The sequence below is a fragment of the Clostridium autoethanogenum DSM 10061 genome (genome assembly GCF_001484725.1).
Classification (GTDB): Bacteria; Bacillota; Clostridia; order Clostridiales; family Clostridiaceae; genus Clostridium_B; species Clostridium_B ljungdahlii.
In genome coordinates this window covers 3,465,820-3,481,154 of the sequence record NZ_CP012395.1, presented here as the reverse complement: position 1 = coordinate 3,481,154, position 15,335 = coordinate 3,465,820, and the positions used below count along the sequence as shown (strand labels likewise).

At 28.3% G+C, this 15,335-nt stretch carries 16 protein-coding genes; 3 read left to right on the top strand and 13 right to left on the bottom strand.

The window, feature by feature from the left end; genetic code table 11:
* Nucleotides 1-91 precede the first annotated feature (91 nt).
* On the bottom strand, nt 92-508 hold the full coding sequence (locus CLAU_RS15785; RefSeq protein ID WP_013237800.1) for a SoxR reducing system RseC family protein: 417 nt from the start codon (nt 506-508) through the stop codon (nt 92-94).
* Between the two features lie 579 nt (nt 509-1,087).
* Between CLAU_RS15785 and CLAU_RS15780 the strand changes: the two genes are divergently transcribed.
* Nucleotides 1,088-1,567, top strand: a complete 480-nt coding sequence (locus CLAU_RS15780) for a hypothetical protein (RefSeq protein ID WP_023163064.1) — start codon at nt 1,088-1,090, stop codon at nt 1,565-1,567.
* Nucleotides 1,568-2,148: 581 nt separating this feature from the next.
* Here the strand turns inward: CLAU_RS15780 and CLAU_RS15775 are convergent.
* Nucleotides 2,149-3,252, bottom strand: coding sequence for a D-alanyl-D-alanine carboxypeptidase family protein (locus CLAU_RS15775; protein ID WP_013237798.1), 1,104 nt, complete (start codon nt 3,250-3,252; stop codon nt 2,149-2,151).
* A 291-nt stretch (nt 3,253-3,543) separates the two neighbouring features.
* Between CLAU_RS15775 and CLAU_RS15770 the strand changes: the two genes are divergently transcribed.
* Both CLAU_RS15770 and ytfJ read left to right on the top strand, forming a co-directional pair.
* On the top strand, nt 3,544-4,044 hold the full coding sequence (locus CLAU_RS15770; RefSeq protein ID WP_013237797.1) for a DUF2953 domain-containing protein: 501 nt from the start codon (nt 3,544-3,546) through the stop codon (nt 4,042-4,044).
* A gap of 67 nt (nt 4,045-4,111) precedes the next feature.
* Nucleotides 4,112-4,552, top strand: coding sequence for a GerW family sporulation protein (gene ytfJ / locus CLAU_RS15765; protein ID WP_013237796.1), 441 nt, complete (start codon nt 4,112-4,114; stop codon nt 4,550-4,552).
* 54 nt (nt 4,553-4,606) lie between these two features.
* On the opposite strand, the gene scpB is transcribed toward ytfJ, so the two are convergent.
* The 11 genes from scpB to recN all read right to left on the bottom strand — a co-directional run bounded on the left by scpB (nt 4,607) and on the right by recN (nt 15,334).
* On the bottom strand, nt 4,607-5,182 hold the full coding sequence (scpB, locus tag CLAU_RS15760) for an SMC-Scp complex subunit ScpB (RefSeq protein WP_013237795.1): 576 nt from the start codon (nt 5,180-5,182) through the stop codon (nt 4,607-4,609).
* The gene (locus tag CLAU_RS15755) at nt 5,172-5,927 is read right to left on the bottom strand and encodes a segregation/condensation protein A (RefSeq protein WP_013237794.1); all 756 of its coding nucleotides are present in this window, start codon (nt 5,925-5,927) and stop codon (nt 5,172-5,174) included. Before CLAU_RS15755 ends, scpB begins: the two co-directional genes overlap by 11 nt.
* Nucleotides 5,928-7,094: a tRNA nucleotidyltransferase/poly(A) polymerase family protein gene (locus CLAU_RS15750; protein ID WP_013237793.1), complete on the bottom strand. Its 1,167-nt coding sequence runs from the start codon at nt 7,092-7,094 to the stop codon at nt 5,928-5,930.
* 158 nt (nt 7,095-7,252) lie between these two features.
* Nucleotides 7,253-8,464 carry a D-alanyl-D-alanine carboxypeptidase family protein gene (locus tag CLAU_RS15745; RefSeq protein WP_029170125.1) on the bottom strand — a complete coding sequence of 404 codons (1,212 nt, stop codon included), beginning with the start codon at nt 8,462-8,464 and terminating at the stop codon, nt 7,253-7,255.
* Nucleotides 8,465-8,598: 134 nt separating this feature from the next.
* The gene (locus tag CLAU_RS15740; RefSeq protein WP_013237791.1) at nt 8,599-9,477 is read right to left on the bottom strand and encodes a site-specific tyrosine recombinase; all 879 of its coding nucleotides are present in this window, start codon (nt 9,475-9,477) and stop codon (nt 8,599-8,601) included.
* A gap of 258 nt (nt 9,478-9,735) precedes the next feature.
* Nucleotides 9,736-10,386 (bottom strand): stage II sporulation protein M, encoded by a 651-nt coding sequence (gene spoIIM / locus CLAU_RS15730; protein WP_013237790.1) that lies wholly within the window; start codon nt 10,384-10,386, stop codon nt 9,736-9,738.
* Nucleotides 10,387-10,454: 68 nt separating this feature from the next.
* Nucleotides 10,455-10,976, bottom strand: a complete 522-nt coding sequence (locus tag CLAU_RS15725; RefSeq protein WP_013237789.1) for an NUDIX hydrolase — start codon at nt 10,974-10,976, stop codon at nt 10,455-10,457.
* 109 nt (nt 10,977-11,085) lie between these two features.
* Nucleotides 11,086-11,256, bottom strand: a complete 171-nt coding sequence (locus CLAU_RS20915) for a hypothetical protein (protein ID WP_013237788.1) — start codon at nt 11,254-11,256, stop codon at nt 11,086-11,088.
* 68 nt (nt 11,257-11,324) lie between these two features.
* Nucleotides 11,325-12,140, bottom strand: a complete 816-nt coding sequence (spo0A, locus tag CLAU_RS15720) for a sporulation transcription factor Spo0A (protein WP_058893784.1) — start codon at nt 12,138-12,140, stop codon at nt 11,325-11,327.
* Between the two features lie 217 nt (nt 12,141-12,357).
* Complete coding sequence (gene spoIVB, locus CLAU_RS15715; RefSeq protein WP_013237786.1) at nt 12,358-13,464, bottom strand: SpoIVB peptidase; 1,107 nt, start codon at nt 13,462-13,464, stop codon at nt 12,358-12,360.
* Between the two features lie 172 nt (nt 13,465-13,636).
* On the bottom strand, nt 13,637-15,334 hold the full coding sequence (gene recN / locus CLAU_RS15710; protein ID WP_013237785.1) for a DNA repair protein RecN: 1,698 nt from the start codon (nt 15,332-15,334) through the stop codon (nt 13,637-13,639).
* Nucleotide 15,335 lies beyond the last annotated feature (1 nt).

Sequence of the window (15,335 nt, the reverse complement as noted above, 5' to 3'; positions counted from 1 at the left end):
TATAGCAAATAATATATAATGACAATTTATCTATTAAATGTAAGTTAGTTTTAAAAGTCTCTCCATTAATTAAAGTTTGTACACAAATTACTCAATACAATATCTTTGTGATTACTGGCTTTTTACTCTCATTTTTGCTTGTAGATCTATCAAATATTTTTATATATATCAATGATAAAATGAAAAATAATACTCCCCCACCTATTTGAAACTCTCTTAAAGAATGACCTAATTTTCCACCTATCCATGTTCCTATTAATGCACCTATAAGGATTCCAATAAGCGGTAGTATATATACAATAAAGGCTGCCCATAACATATTTGCATCCTTTATTTCAAAAACAACATGTTGACCAGGTTTTGCTCCAACCGGATTTTTTGCATCTACAACTATAGCATTATCACCAGGACAAGCACCACAACTTTTACAATCTCCGTGTCTACTAGCTCTTACTTTTGCAATACTTTCACTTGTTTCAATTACAATACCCTCCGATTCTCTTTTCATATAATACACCTCCTATTATTTGTTAGCGTTTTCACGAGGTTTAAACTTAAATTACTATACTTTATATTATACCACAAATTTATAATTTTTTCTTCTGTATTATATATTTTTTTTATCTGTATCGATATTGAACAGTATTACCTTCAATATTGATACTATGTGTTATAATAGTTTTTTAATTTTGTATACATGTTTTTCTACCTAAGTAAGTACATTAGAATATCTATCTTACTTTTAATTATACATGTGAAAAATTTAATTAAAATAATATAACAAAAATTATTGACACAAAAAATTAACAGTTTTTGTTACATTTATGCCTATTTTTTTACTTTATACTTAAAACAAAGTATTTTTTTTAATATAATATTGAATATATGTAATAATTATTCATAATTATTACATGCTAATTTTGTTGACTTAATGTATGCTAAAAGAATAACTATTGCGTTAACTATTGATTTCAAGCCGTTTTATGCAAATACCTTTTTCAAAATTGCATAAAAACTTATTTATTTACATATGAAAATATGATTTAATAGATATATTAGATTTCAAAATTAGGAGATGATAATAGATATGAACATTTCTGAAAAAACTTTTTTAAAAAATGTATGCAAATATTGCATTAATAAATATACTATTTCAAATAACGGTCCCTTAATAGCCTCCCTTATATACCAAATTTGTAAGCATGAAGATATGGATGTTCCTGCTATGCAAGGCATATTGCGTATTTACATAAATAAAAACTATAGTAGGAGTTTTGCCCATTGTTTTAATGTATACCGAGGTGTTATTGTCGATGCTTCACTATATCAATATGCACTTGTAAACAAGCCTATAGAAAATCTTTTTCCGGTTTATATAGTAGATGCTACCCCTCCTCATATAGAATATACTATATATAATGAAATTAAAAAAGATTCACAAGTTAAGTTTAGTGATAAGTTTCTAGAAAATACTTTAAAAAATATAAAAGGGAATAGTACTTATCCTATAAAAAGATTCACTTTACTAGAAGACTCCAAAAAAGAAGAACTTTTTTTCTGCCATTAACATATACTTCAATGAGGTTTTCAAACGAAAAATTAACTTATGCTTCGGATATTTTTACAACCTTCAGCTCGTTAAATATTTTGATAAGGCTAAGCAAAAAATTTTTAAAGAGCTTCATTATTGTAAAAATATGCTTGCATATAACTTGATTTTTAAGTTAGAAAAACTATATAAATTGTAAGGTAACTATCTATAGTGATTTTAATTGAAATTTTAACTTATATATAAAATATACTAACAAAATTGAAATCACACTTAAAAACTTTTTTTATAAGTCTTAGTGAAGCATTTTAGAAAATCTTAGAAGATTATATATGTTTCAGGTACGAGTTTATCCGATGACTATCTGCTCTAATATTCCCACTTATCCAAGTGGGAATAAACAGCAGATACGTCCCTAGATAACGATTTCTAAGCATCAGACGGAGCAAAACTCCACCCGATACCAAGAACTCTGTTTATATAAGCTTCTTTAGATTTTCTAAATACTGAACTTTTTTAGACTTATAAAAAGTTTTTAGTGTGATGATTTTTGTTAGTATAAGTAAACTTTCTACTTAGAAACTCTATAGAATTTCTAATTAAAATATCCATTTGATGAATTTTTTCACTTTTATGCTATTGGAAGCTCTAAGGGACGTACTATATATCTTTTTATCCCCTTCATATATACAAAGCATTCCTATTCTATCACCCTTGTTAACCGAATATTTTATTCTTTGAGGTTTTATAATTTTAACACTGCACTTGAATCCATTTTTTATAGGCACTATAACATCATCTTCACATTCTAACTTTAAATCCTTTTTGTTTACTCTTAACTCAAGAGCTTTATCTCCTTTAGAAAATAACTTGTTAAACTTAAAATTTTTATCAACATATTTATATATTTTTTCTGTTTCTTCCCATCTTCTAGGGCAATTTAAAACTACTATTATAACATCATTTCCTTGAACTTTTGTAGATGTAACTAAACATTTTCCTGCCTTACCCGTATAACCTGTCTTAACACCATTTGCATCTGGAATTTTCCAAAGAATTTTATTGATATTGTGATAGCTTCTTGTAAATCCATTTTGTGGTCCATCCACATCTTTCGAACTAACGATTTCATTAAATAGTGTGTTGTTTTTAGCTATAGATGTAAGTACTGCAAGGTCATACGCCGTGGTGTAATGTTCTTCTTTGTCGAGTCCATGAGGTGTCTTAAAATGAGTGTTTATTACACCTATTTCACTAGCATATTCATTCATAAGTTTCACAAATTCTTCTACACTTCCACTTACACCTTCTGAAATAGCTATAGCTGCATCATTTCCTGACCTCAACATAAGTCCATATAAAAGTTCCTTTAAAGTTATGCTTTCTCCTTTTTTATAGCCTACCACAGACCCCCTTATCCCTGCTGATCTAGATGATATTTGTACTTTTTCATCTAATTTTCCATATTTTATTGCAACTAGTACTGTCATTATTTTAGTCGTACTTGCCATCGGTACTAATTCAGAAGCATTTTTTTGATACATAATTACTTTTGATTTACTATCCATAGCTATAGCACAGCGTGCATTTATATTAGGTTCTCGAAAAGATGAATTTTTATCATCTGCAAACACAGTATAGCTGCAAATATTAAAAAGTATAAATGTTATTACTATATATGATAAACTCTTTTTAAATTTCATAATTTATATAGTTTATCTCCTTCCTCTCAATAGATTATTAAGTGAAAAGTGGATAATGGAGAGTAGATAGTGAATGAGGATTTTTTTCTCTACAGTACAAAAATCTTAAATTTAGAACTTAAGAAAATCATCCATAACTCTCAGCTCTCGCTTCTTAACTCTTAGCTATACTAAATACTTTTCCCTAAAACAAATATATTACTAGTAAAACTCATTCTAAATTAGTATATAATTCACTATTAAGGTAATAATTATTAATAATAAAACCTTTTAAATGGGGGGATTTAAATATTGATTAAATTACTTATTTTATTTATCTTAATATTATTTGTTTTGGTATTTATTCCTATACCTCTTAAAATAAAAATAAACTATATCAATAAAGCCTTCTCACTAAAAATTTATAATTTAAATGTTATAAACAAATTTAATTTAAAAGATAATAAACCCCCTCTTGAAAGAAAGAAAAAGTCCTCATTCCTCATAAATAATTTCAAAGTAAATTTGAAATCCCTTAAAAAATTAAAATTTAAACCCCATATAAAAATTAAGGTAAAACTCATTTATGGGTTAGATGATGCAGCCTATACTGCCATAACCTATGGGCTTATACCAACATTAAGCACTTTTATATTTGCTCTAATCAAAAATATTTTTGTAGTGAAGAAAAAAGAATTACACGTAAAACCTGTTTTTAACAGTTTTTATTTTAATTTAGAAATATCAAGTATAATTTACATTAGTTTAGCTAAAATTATTTATATGTATATAAAACTATTTAAGCACAGCTAAAAGTGTAAAAAAACTATAATCTATGCATATTTTTAAGTTAAGAATGAATAGTAAAGGAGGAATTTTTATGGATAACCATCCTATAGAAAATTTATTAAAAAGCACTATGGAAAATTTAAAAGATATGATAGATGTAAATACCATAGTAGGCGATGCTGTAGAATCAAAAGACGGTTCTCTTATAATACCAATTTCAAGGGTATCCTTTGGATTTGCATCTGGAGGAAGCGAATTCGACGTAAGCCATGAAGAATCACCTAATCCAGAATATCCTTTTGGTGGTGGGTCAGGAGCTGGAGTTACGGTAAAACCTGTGGCTTTTTTAGTCACAAAAGGTGACTCTATAAGACTTTTATCTTTAGATCAAAATAACACCTATGATAAGATAGTAGATTCAATTCCACAGGTAATGGATGTAATAAGAGGAATGATGAATTCTAAGTCTCCAAAATCCAAACATAACTCTGATAAAAAGAAAGAAGAAGAAAAAAAGGAAGAAGAAGAATAGTCATTCCTCTTCTTCACTTACATAATACACTATAATTTTTTGAATATACCTAAATTAATCAAGATGAAATTCCTCAATACTCGGAATTTCATTTATATTTTCAAGCCCAAAATATTTTAAGAACTCTTCCGTAGTACCATATAATATGGGTCTCCCAGGCACACTCAATCTTCCATTTTCTTTTATCAGTTTTCTTTCAACCAAAGTTGATATTGCCCTATCACTTTTTACTCCCCTTATTTCATCTATATCTATTCTAGTTATAGGCTGTTTATAAGCAATAATAGCTAAGGTTTCCAATGATGCTTGAGATAGGGATTGTCTTGAGTTATTCCCAAGTAATTCTTCAACGTAATAACTATTTTCCGTTTTAGTAACTAAACTGTACTTATCCTCATTGTTTAAAATTTTTATTCCTCTAGATTTCTGTCTGTACTTAACTGTCATATCCTTAAGTAAATCCTTTGTACGTTTACTACTGAGTTTTATTATTGAAGCAATTTGCTTAAGAGTAAGAGGTTCGCCAGATACAAACAATAATGATTCTATTATGGAAAAATATTCATCTTTTGTTAAATCCTTTTCTTGAGCAATTTCGCTGTTAGTACTTTTCTCATTATTATTTCTCATTTTCAATTATCCTTTCCACATAGATTTCATCAAAATTTTCATACTGCATTACGGATACTATTTTAAGTTTTATAAGTTCTAAAAGTGCAATAAAAGTTACGACCTTCTCTATTTTAAAAGAACATTTTTTTAAAACAACAGAAAACCTAATTTGAGGCTTAGTTTGAATAATTTCTCGTATATATAACATCTTATCCTGTAATTTAAACTTATCTAAGGATATTTCCCTGCCCATGACATTTCCGTTGTTAAGTTTATTTACATAGCTATCCATAAGATGACTGTAAACCCGATACAAATCTAACATAGTAATTCCCTTTAAAAATTGTTCAGGACTTGTACCCATATTCACTTGTTCAATTATCTCTGGTTTTTTTCCAAACATTTTTTCTAAGCCTATTTCTCTCTTTTTCAAAAATGCAGCTACTGCTTTAAATTTTTTATATTGAAGAAGCTTGTCTACTAATTCTTTTCTAGGATCTTTTTCATCCTCATTATCATCTTCATTTAACTGAGTTTTAGGTAAAAGCATTTTTGATTTTATTTCTATAAGTGATGCTGCTATAACTATAAACTCAGAGGCCACATCTAAGTCCATGTCTCTCATATTATTTACGTACTGAAGATATTGTTCCGTAATCTCATATATTTTTATATCATATATGTTCATTTTATTTTTTTTTATAAGGTGAAGAAGCAGATCAAAAGGACCCTCAAAATTTTCTATTTTTATATTTAAAGACATCTAAATAATCTCTCCTAAATTTTTTACTAAATATTTTTTTCCATACTTTATCATAGAATTTAATTCAATCTTTGTCATGTAATTTAAAACTTCTCCTATAGCTTTTCCATTTTGTATTCCAATAGAACTTATGAATTTTCCATTTAAAGACGATTTATAATGATACATATTATGAACATAATTATAAATCTTATACTTAAGTTTGTCATTCCATTTTAAAAGTATAAGCCCATAATCATTTATGCCCTTTAATATTTTATACAATTCATAATTATCCATAGCATTTAGAATTAGGCTGGCTATTTTTTGATAATTTTCTGTAAAATTTTTTATCGAAACTTTTAGCTTGCTATCCAAGACTGAATTTTCACCTAATATATGAGCGCACTTTTTGTCTTCAAGCGCATAAAATAATCTTAAAATTCTTTTATCTGTATTATTGTAGTTTTCGTTTCCTATTTCTAATTTTTCTCTGTTAACATTAAAAATCTTCAAATTACCACACATTAAAATATTTTTTATCCACATTTTTTCCTCACATAAGTGGTATATTTCTTTTACTATTCTATCATTGCTTATCAAATTAAACACGCCTTCATTCACACAATTAATTATTTCATCCTTATCTTTTAAATCAAAGCCATACCTTACTGCATACTTTACTGCTCTGAATATTCTAGTAGGATCTTCTCTATAACTATTTAAATGTATCTTTTGTAGGCTTTTATTTTTTATATCTTCCAATCCACCATAAATATCTATTAAACTTCCTGTTACTATATCATAAGCCAATGCATTAGCCGTAAAATCTCTTCTTCTCAAATCATTGTATATGTTAGACGGATCAATTATAGGAAGTTCACCATCTCTAGCATAGTATTCTTTTCTACACCTTATTAAGTCTATATTTACCTCATTTTGAAATAACAAAGAAGCTGTTTGGAATTTATCATAATACTGAAAGCATTTAATTCCATTCAATTTGCCTATAATAAAATTAGGATTTTTGTCTATACATATATCAATATCTTTTACTTTATTTCCAAGGAACGCATCTCTAACGGCCCCTCCTACTATATAAGCCTTTATACCATTACTTTTACATATAGCTTTTATTAAATTTATAATTTGTATTTGCTCTATAGTAAACGCCTTTAAAATATTCATGTCTTTCTTTCCTTTCCTGCGCTTTAGGCATCTTTGGCTTGTTATTTTCCTTCAAATGCCTTAAACAAATCAACAGGAAATTCAACGAGTTTTAAAAATCCAATAACCCAATCGAATTTCCTGTTTTCATTATACATTATATATTAAAAATATATAAACTATTGCCCTTTCTGTAAAATATTTTTTAAACTATCTTTAAAGTTCCCAAATATGCCTAACTTTTTTACATCCCTGTCGCTATATAAGTTAACTTTTCCTAAAGCCTCTCCATTTACATATACATCACAATACCCAACTTTTTCGCCTTTTTTGTATTGCTTTTTATTTTTATCTATTACACACTTATAAGTAATTTTACTTTCTTTTCCCTTTTCAACTACCACCTTTAAATCTTCTGAAGCTTTAGCAATAAAAAATCTATCTCCTGCTTTATTTAGAGGAATCTTTTCTACATCAGCTCCCTTTTTTAAAATATTCTTTCCAAAGTACTTGGAAAATCCATAATTCATCATCATAGATGCATCTTTATTCCTCACCTTATATGTAGGAGAGCCCATTATTACAGCCAACATTCTTGCACCATCTCTAGTTGCAGTTGCAGATATACAGTACTTAGCAGAACTGGTAAACCCAGTTTTTAATCCATCACACCCTTTAAAAAATCTTACTAATTTATTATGGTTTACTAACTCTATAGGACTTTTTCTGCCTTCTGATATTGTCTCCATATATGTTCCTGTATATTTCAGTATCCTTGTATGCTTAAGTAACTCTCTAGACATTAATGCTATATCATAGGCTGTAGTTAAATGTCCATCTTCACTAAGTCCTGTGCAATTTTTAAAACTTGTATCTTTCATTCCAAGTTCTGCTGCTCTTTTATTCATAAGCTGTACAAATTGATCTTCACTTCCTCCTAAATATTCTGCCATAGCAACTGCTGCATCGTTTCCTGAAGCTATTCCTATTCCCTTTATTAAATCTTCCACACTTCTAACTTCTCCAGTATCTAATAACATCGAACTTCCGCCCATCTTTTTTGCATTTTCACTTACGGTTACCTTATCTGACAATGATATTCTTCCTGAGTCCACTGCTTCCATAGTTAAAAGCATAGTCATTATTTTCGTAACTGAAGCAGGTTCTAATTTTTCATGAGAACTCTTCTCAAAAATTACTTTTCCACTTGCAGGTTCCATAAGCAATGCCGACCTAGCATTTATATTTAAACCTGATTCTGTACTATTCATCTCTTTTTTATTTGATTCACTTAAAGGTTCTGCATTAACAACTGGTAACCACAACACTGTAATAAAAAATAAAATTAATATATTGCTTACTATTTTAAAAGCTCCTTGCTTTTTCCTCATTTTATTTCTCTCCTCCTTTGAGATGTATTCTTTCCTTAAGTCAAGAAAATTATCACATAAAAATAAAGGATTTGATGTTAAAATTGACTTTAACATCAAATCCTTTATTTTTTTCATTAACTTTTAAATATTTTCTATGCCCTGGGATGAGACTTTTTATATACTTGTGCAATTTTATTTCTTTTTATTACTGAAGAGTATATCTGAGTAGCAGATAACTCCTTATGTCCCAAAAGTTCCTGTACAGATTTAATATCCGCTCCATTTTGAAGTAAATGCACTGCAAAAGAATGCCTCAACGTAAAAGCATTTATGTTTTTATCTATATTTGCCTCTTTTGCATAATATTTTACTATTTTCCAAAACCCCTGACGGCTCATTTGCACTCCCCTTAAATTGAGAAACAAAACATCTAAATTATATATATTTAATTTATGCCTTATATTCAAATAATTTTTCAAATACTTTACAGCCACAGAACCTATAGGCACTATTCGTTCCTCTTCTTTTAAGCTTCTACACCTTACATAAGAAAGCTTTAAATCTATATCATATATAGTTAAGCTTAAAAGCTCCATTACCTTCATTCCTGCAGCATACATAACCTCTAGCATAGCCTTATCTCTTATTCCTTTATTAGTATCTAAATTTGGTGCTTCTAAAAGCTTGTCTACTTCTTCTATAGTTAATATCTTAGGAACTTTATGTTCAACCTTTGGAATTTGATAATACAAAACGGGATTTTCATTTAAAACACCTTTCAGCATCAAATACTTATAAAAGTTTCTCAAGGATACTATATTTCTTACTATAGATGAGATAGCTCTCCCTTCTTTTTGAAGATATTGTACATATGCCATTATAGATACAACTTCTACATTTTCTAGATTCTCTTCCCTATCTTTTATAAAATTATAAAATCTGGTTATGTCCCTTACATAGGCATCCATTGTATTTTTACTCATGTGTTTCTTCTCTAAGGTTTCTTCATAACCTAATAAAAGTCCATCCAAAATTACCACCTACTCTTCGAGAGTTACAATTTTAAAATTTAAGAAATTCGTTAAAAATAATAGTGTAATTATATATTACTTTGATATTTTTACCAAATATACTATAGACAAATATACTATTGTCGTAAGAATGAGGTTTAACAACAAAGTTATATATAACAAAGTCTATACATCTAGGTAAAAATACGCCAAAAAATACAAGTATAAAAAAACATTTCAACGTTACTATAATAAATGCTGCTTTTTTTTCATTCAAAATCATACTATCATCATCCCAAAACTTGCTGCAATAAGTTTAATCATATTTGGGGTTAAATATGCTTCCATAAAAAAGCCTATAAACATGACAGTAGTTACCAGTAAAAAACAAACAGAGTAGGATGTAAACCTAACCAAAACATTGGATTTCCATTTAAGTCCAGATCTATCTTTAAATATCATAAGTGAAAATTCCATAGCAAGCACTGATGAAAATATTATACATGGTATATATATTATATTTTGTGGAAGTATACCTAAAAGTGAAATCCACATGCCCTTTATTCCCATTCCACTTATTATAAAACTCATAGCAAATCCAATGGTAAATCCCTTTATTATATCTATTATAAGTATTACTGGTATTCCTATCATTGTAAGACCCAAAAACCAAACAGCTAAAATTATTGGAATATTATTTTTTAACGTTTCTAAAAAAATAGATTTGTAATTTACACTTCCTGATCCTATTGTAGTCGTAAAATTTTTAAGGTAGCTCAAAAGATCACTTTTCTCAAATCCACCCATGTATCTAACGCTATATATACCTAGTACTACCCCTGTAAATACACATAATATACTTATAACATATAACCAAAAATTATTTTTAATGTGCCCATTTATTAAACTTGATAGTTTATTTTCCAACATAACTTTATCCCCCTTTTGTTCATCATCTTTTTATAATTTATGATTTACAAAAGAGTTATATGACTATGTTATACCATCATAAACGCACAAATGGTCTTTGCATCTATTATTTCTCCCTTTTTTATCATTTCCTTAATTTTATTCAATTTAACTTCCCGCACATTTATGAATTCATCTTCATCGCAAATATCATTTCTTCCCTTATATAAATCTTCAGCTTTGAAAATATATATATATTCATCACAAAAACCAGGGCTCGTAACTACCTTACCCAGATATTCAAATTTTTTAGCCTTATATCCTATCTCCTCTTCCAGTTCTCTTCTTCCGCAGCTTTCCATATCTTCATTTTGCTCAATTTTACCTGCTGGTATTTCAAGAAGCACATGTTCTATAGGTTTTCTAAACTGTTCCACCATAAACAACGTATTACTGTCTTTATATGCCAGTATTGCTACTCCACCACAGTGATTTACTATTTCCCTTTTAGATTCTCTACCATTAGGAAGTTTTACAGTATGGACATTAACATCAATAATTTTTCCTTTGTATATGTTTTCTTGCTTTATAGTTTTTTCAGTAAAATCCATATTTATGCACCTCTTTATCTATTTTGTAAAATTACTACTTAAAATTTCATAAAATTAATTATTTTAATTAATTTTATACTTTACCAATCTCATTGTCAATTAAATGAAGTTAAAGTTGTTTTTCTATATTTTTTGCTAATGTTTTATAATATCTTATAATTTGTCTTAGCTCCTCTTCCCTATCTGAATCGTTTGACATTTTTTCTCTAAGTTCATTTATTCTACTTTTAATTAAATTTTGTATATTCTTTATATCTTCTAATTCTAATTCTATTTTCATGGGTTATATGCTCCTTTTAAAAAACTTCCATTCTTTAAATTAAAATGAATGGAAGATATTTTAACTTTTTAGCTTACCTTATTTTTTAATCTTAATTTATCAGCAACCATGGCTATAAACTCTGAATTTGTGGGCTTACCCTTATCATTATGTATAGTATAACCAAAAATTTTATTTATAGTTTCCACCTGGCCTCTAGACCAAGCTACTTCTATAGCATGCCTTATAGCCCTTTCTACCCTGCTGGCAGTGGTATTATATTTTTTAGCTATAGATGGATATAGCTCTTTTGTAACTGCCGATAATAGTTCCATATCGTTTACTACCATGGTTATTGCCTCTCTCAAGTACATATATCCTTTTATATGTGCTGGAACACCTATTTCGTGTATTATATTAGTTATTTCCTGTTCCAAATTAGTAGGATCATCTCTTGAAAACTTTATTTCTTCATTATCCATAATGGATACTGTTTTCTTTACTTCATCTCCACTACTTATAACATTATTAAACATCTGCCTTATTCTTTTCGTAAACACTTCCATATTAAAAGGCTTTACTACATAATAATCTGCACCTAATGTTATAGCCCTTTGAGTTATTTTATCCTGTCCTACTGCAGACAAAACTATTACTCTTGGCATTGGACTCATATTCATATTATTTAATCGCTCTAAAACACCAAGTCCGTCAAGGTGAGGCATTATTATATCCAGTACTACTAAGTCTTGCTTTTTCTCTTCGATTAATTTAAGAGCCTCTATCCCATCCTTTGCAACTCCTGTAACTAATATATCCCTCTGATTTAAAAGATAATCGTTGAGAATACTGCAAAATTCAGCATTATCATCTGCGATAATTACACTTATTTTTGATTCCTCCATACTATTTACTCCCCCTCTTTTTAGCTAATTGCCATATCTTAACAAATAATAAATTCGACAAAGGAATTTTAATTCCTTCTTTTTATATAAATTACATGAAAATTTTATTACGAAAAAAATTAAAAGATAGCATATTAAATGCTATCTTTAGTATCATATACTATACTATTCTTATTTTACCATATTTTTTATAATTATTTAAAACATTTTGTACTCTTTATTTTGACATTATATTTGCATCTTTGAGCATCCAGTCTATATAAATTCCATATCCTACCTGAGGCTTATTTATAAGCACATGAGTGACAGCCCCAACTAATTTGTTATTTTGTATTATAGGACTTCCGCTCATTCCCTGAACTATTCCACCAGTTTTGGCTAAAAGTCTAGGATCCGTTACTTTTATAACCATGCTCTTAGGTCCAGGTGAATTTTGTGATAATAGTTTTTCTATTTGTATATCATAATATTCTGGCTTTTCCCCAGATATAGTTGTAAAAATCTTAGCAGGACCTTCCTTAATATCTTTTTTTAGGCATATTTTTATGCTTTTAGAACTCTTACATTTAAAATTTGTATTTACCTTTCCAAAAACTCCACATTCTGTATTCTTTGTTATATCTCCTAATTTCACATCTTCATTTACAAATATACCTTTTAATTCTCCAGGATTTCCCTCAAGACCTTTCTTAATTGATACAATAGAGGCACTTACTATTTCTCCTGAATTTATATTTAGTTTTGTTCCTGTATCTATATCAGTTATAGGATGCCCTAATGCTGCAAACATACCACTTTTTTCATCATAAAAAGTCAAAGTACCTATTCCTGCCGTAGAATCTCTTATCCAAAGCCCTATCTTATAATTATTACCTTCTAATGCACTTACAGGCTTTACTGTTTTTTCCATACTTTTTCCATTTCTCTCTACTAATATTTTTATGCTTTTTTCCTTTGCTTTATTTATTTCAGTTTGAGTTTGTTCGGCATTTTTTACATAAACATCATTTACCTTAATTATATTATCTCCTACTTGTATTCCTGCCAATGCAGCAGGACTTGTAACTTTTCCCCTTGAAGTTTCTATATCTGAAAGCGCTACTACCAATACTCCTTTAGTATTTAGTTTTACCCCAATAGGTTCTCCGCCTAAGTATACATTAACATTACTGGCTGCAGCTGTATTAAATGCTGATTTAGCGTGAGAAACTTGAACTAAATTGGATCTTTTTCCATCATCATACAATCCATAATAGGCAACTAACATCATAAACAGGATAGGAATGGACATCCAGCATAATCTGTGTTTAATTTTTTTACCCATGCTTTTACCTCCTGTGTTACACTGTTTTCTACATTTAAGTTGCCCTTTTAAATATCTTATTATGCTATCATATAGATGCATTTAAAGTTAATGTATTCTTCAAAAATATAAATTTTATTCAAAAAGTTAAAAGTCACCTCCTGACTTTTGGAGATAACTTCTTTAGTTTCTACTATTTAATTTTACACTTTTTAGAATCTGCCATTCTAACAAGTTCTTTCGCATGTTCTAAAGTAAGCTTTGTAACTTTTTCCCCTCCTATCATTCTAGCTATTTCACATTCTTTTTCTGTTTTTTTCATCTTTTTAACTTTCGTATAGGTTTTATTGTTGCTAATATTTTTTGAAACCCAATAATGGGTATCAGACATACATGCTATTTGAGGTAGGTGTGTAACACAAAAAACCTGATGTTTTTTAGATATAGTATACATTTTTTCCGCTACACTCTGTGCTATTCTTCCACTTATTCCTGTATCTATTTCATCAAATATAACAGATGGAATATGATCCTTATCTACAAATACAGTTTTTAATGCTAACATTATTCTTGAAAGCTCTCCTCCTGAAACTACATTTTCCAAAGGTTTTAGAGGTTCACCTAGATTAGTAGATATACAAAACTTTACCTTATCCATTCCTTTTGAAGTAAATTTATCTTCAAAATTAACTTCTATTTTAAAGATACTGTGTTCAAGTCCTATGAAATTCAACTCATTTTTTATATTTTTTTCTAAAACATGAGCTGTTTTACATCGCATTTCATGAAGTTTTTCACTTTTAATTTTAAGTAAATTTTCTAACTTTATTTTTTCCGAATTTAAATTTTTTATTACATCAGAGGCATTTTTCATTTCCTCATATTGAGTTTTTATCTTATCTCTATAATCTAATATGTCCTTTATAGTATTACCATATTTTTTTTTTAAACCATTTATCTGATATATTCTGCTATTTATATATTCCAATTCGTTTTTATCACAATAAACACTATCTTTCATACTTCTTATTTCATCTATATTACCTTCCATGGCATAATATATATTTTCAAGTGAAGTGCACATATCTCCTATTTTAGGCATAATATTCTTTATGGAATTCAACTGTTTTAAAACTATTCCGAAATTATCATATATGGAGTTTTTTCCCTCTTCCCCACTATAAAGGGCTATATAGCATTTGTTTATTACATTGTTTATTTTTTCAGCATTAGATAAAACATTAAATTTTTTATCCAGTTCTTTTTCTTCCGTTTCTTTTAAATCTGCTGAATTTATTTCATTTATCTGATACTTTAAAAAATCTATTAGCTTTTCTCTATCTTCACTTTTGCCCGAAAGTTCATATATTTTATCTTTTATATTATTTAAATGCTGATAATTTTTTTTATATTCTTTCATTGTCTCAGAAATAAAATTTTCACCATAATAGTCCAAGTAATCTATATGGTTTTGTTCTGAAAGTAAATTTTGATTATCATGTTGGCCATGTATATCAAGCAGTGTACTACTTATATCTCTTAAATCAGACAATAAAATAGATTTACCATTTATCTTTGCTACAGTTCTTCCTGATTGAAAAGATTCTCTGCTTATTATTACTAAATCTTCTTCTGATTTCATATCTTTTTCTTCTAAAATCTCAAAAGTTTTTGGGTTCTCTATAGTAAAAACTGCTTCTACAAAAGTCTTATTTTCTCCTGTCCTTATCAAATTCTTATTAAATTTCCCTCCAAGTACATAGTTTATTGCATCAATCAATATAGATTTACCTGCTCCAGTTTCACCAGAAAATACATTAAAACCTGATTCAAAGGATATAGTCAACTTTTCTATAAGTGCAAAATTTTTTATATTCAATTGAAGCAGCATA

What these genes read in the sequence shown, in the direction of transcription:
- CLAU_RS15785 (WP_013237800.1), bottom strand. Translation starts at nt 508, where the DNA reads ATGAAAAGAGAATCGGAGGGTATTGTAATTGAAACAAGTGAAAGTATT.
- CLAU_RS15780 (WP_023163064.1), top strand. Translation starts at nt 1,088, where the DNA reads ATGAACATTTCTGAAAAAACTTTTTTAAAAAATGTATGCAAATATTGC.
- CLAU_RS15775 (WP_013237798.1), bottom strand. Translation starts at nt 3,252, where the DNA reads ATGAAATTTAAAAAGAGTTTATCATATATAGTAATAACATTTATACTT.
- ytfJ (WP_013237796.1), top strand. Translation starts at nt 4,112, where the DNA reads ATGGATAACCATCCTATAGAAAATTTATTAAAAAGCACTATGGAAAAT.
- scpB (WP_013237795.1), bottom strand. Translation starts at nt 5,182, where the DNA reads ATGAGAAATAATAATGAGAAAAGTACTAACAGCGAAATTGCTCAAGAA.
- CLAU_RS15755 (WP_013237794.1), bottom strand. Translation starts at nt 5,927, where the DNA reads ATGTCTTTAAATATAAAAATAGAAAATTTTGAGGGTCCTTTTGATCTG.
- CLAU_RS15750 (WP_013237793.1), bottom strand. Translation starts at nt 7,094, where the DNA reads ATGAATATTTTAAAGGCGTTTACTATAGAGCAAATACAAATTATAAAT.
- CLAU_RS15745 (WP_029170125.1), bottom strand. Translation starts at nt 8,464, where the DNA reads ATGAGGAAAAAGCAAGGAGCTTTTAAAATAGTAAGCAATATATTAATT.
- spoIIM (WP_013237790.1), bottom strand. Translation starts at nt 10,386, where the DNA reads ATGTTGGAAAATAAACTATCAAGTTTAATAAATGGGCACATTAAAAAT.
- CLAU_RS15725 (WP_013237789.1), bottom strand. Translation starts at nt 10,976, where the DNA reads ATGGATTTTACTGAAAAAACTATAAAGCAAGAAAACATATACAAAGGA.
- CLAU_RS20915 (WP_013237788.1), bottom strand. Translation starts at nt 11,256, where the DNA reads ATGAAAATAGAATTAGAATTAGAAGATATAAAGAATATACAAAATTTA.
- spo0A (WP_058893784.1), bottom strand. Translation starts at nt 12,140, where the DNA reads ATGGAGGAATCAAAAATAAGTGTAATTATCGCAGATGATAATGCTGAA.
- spoIVB (WP_013237786.1), bottom strand. Translation starts at nt 13,464, where the DNA reads ATGGGTAAAAAAATTAAACACAGATTATGCTGGATGTCCATTCCTATC.
- recN (WP_013237785.1), bottom strand. Translation starts at nt 15,334, where the DNA reads ATGCTGCTTCAATTGAATATAAAAAATTTTGCACTTATAGAAAAGTTG.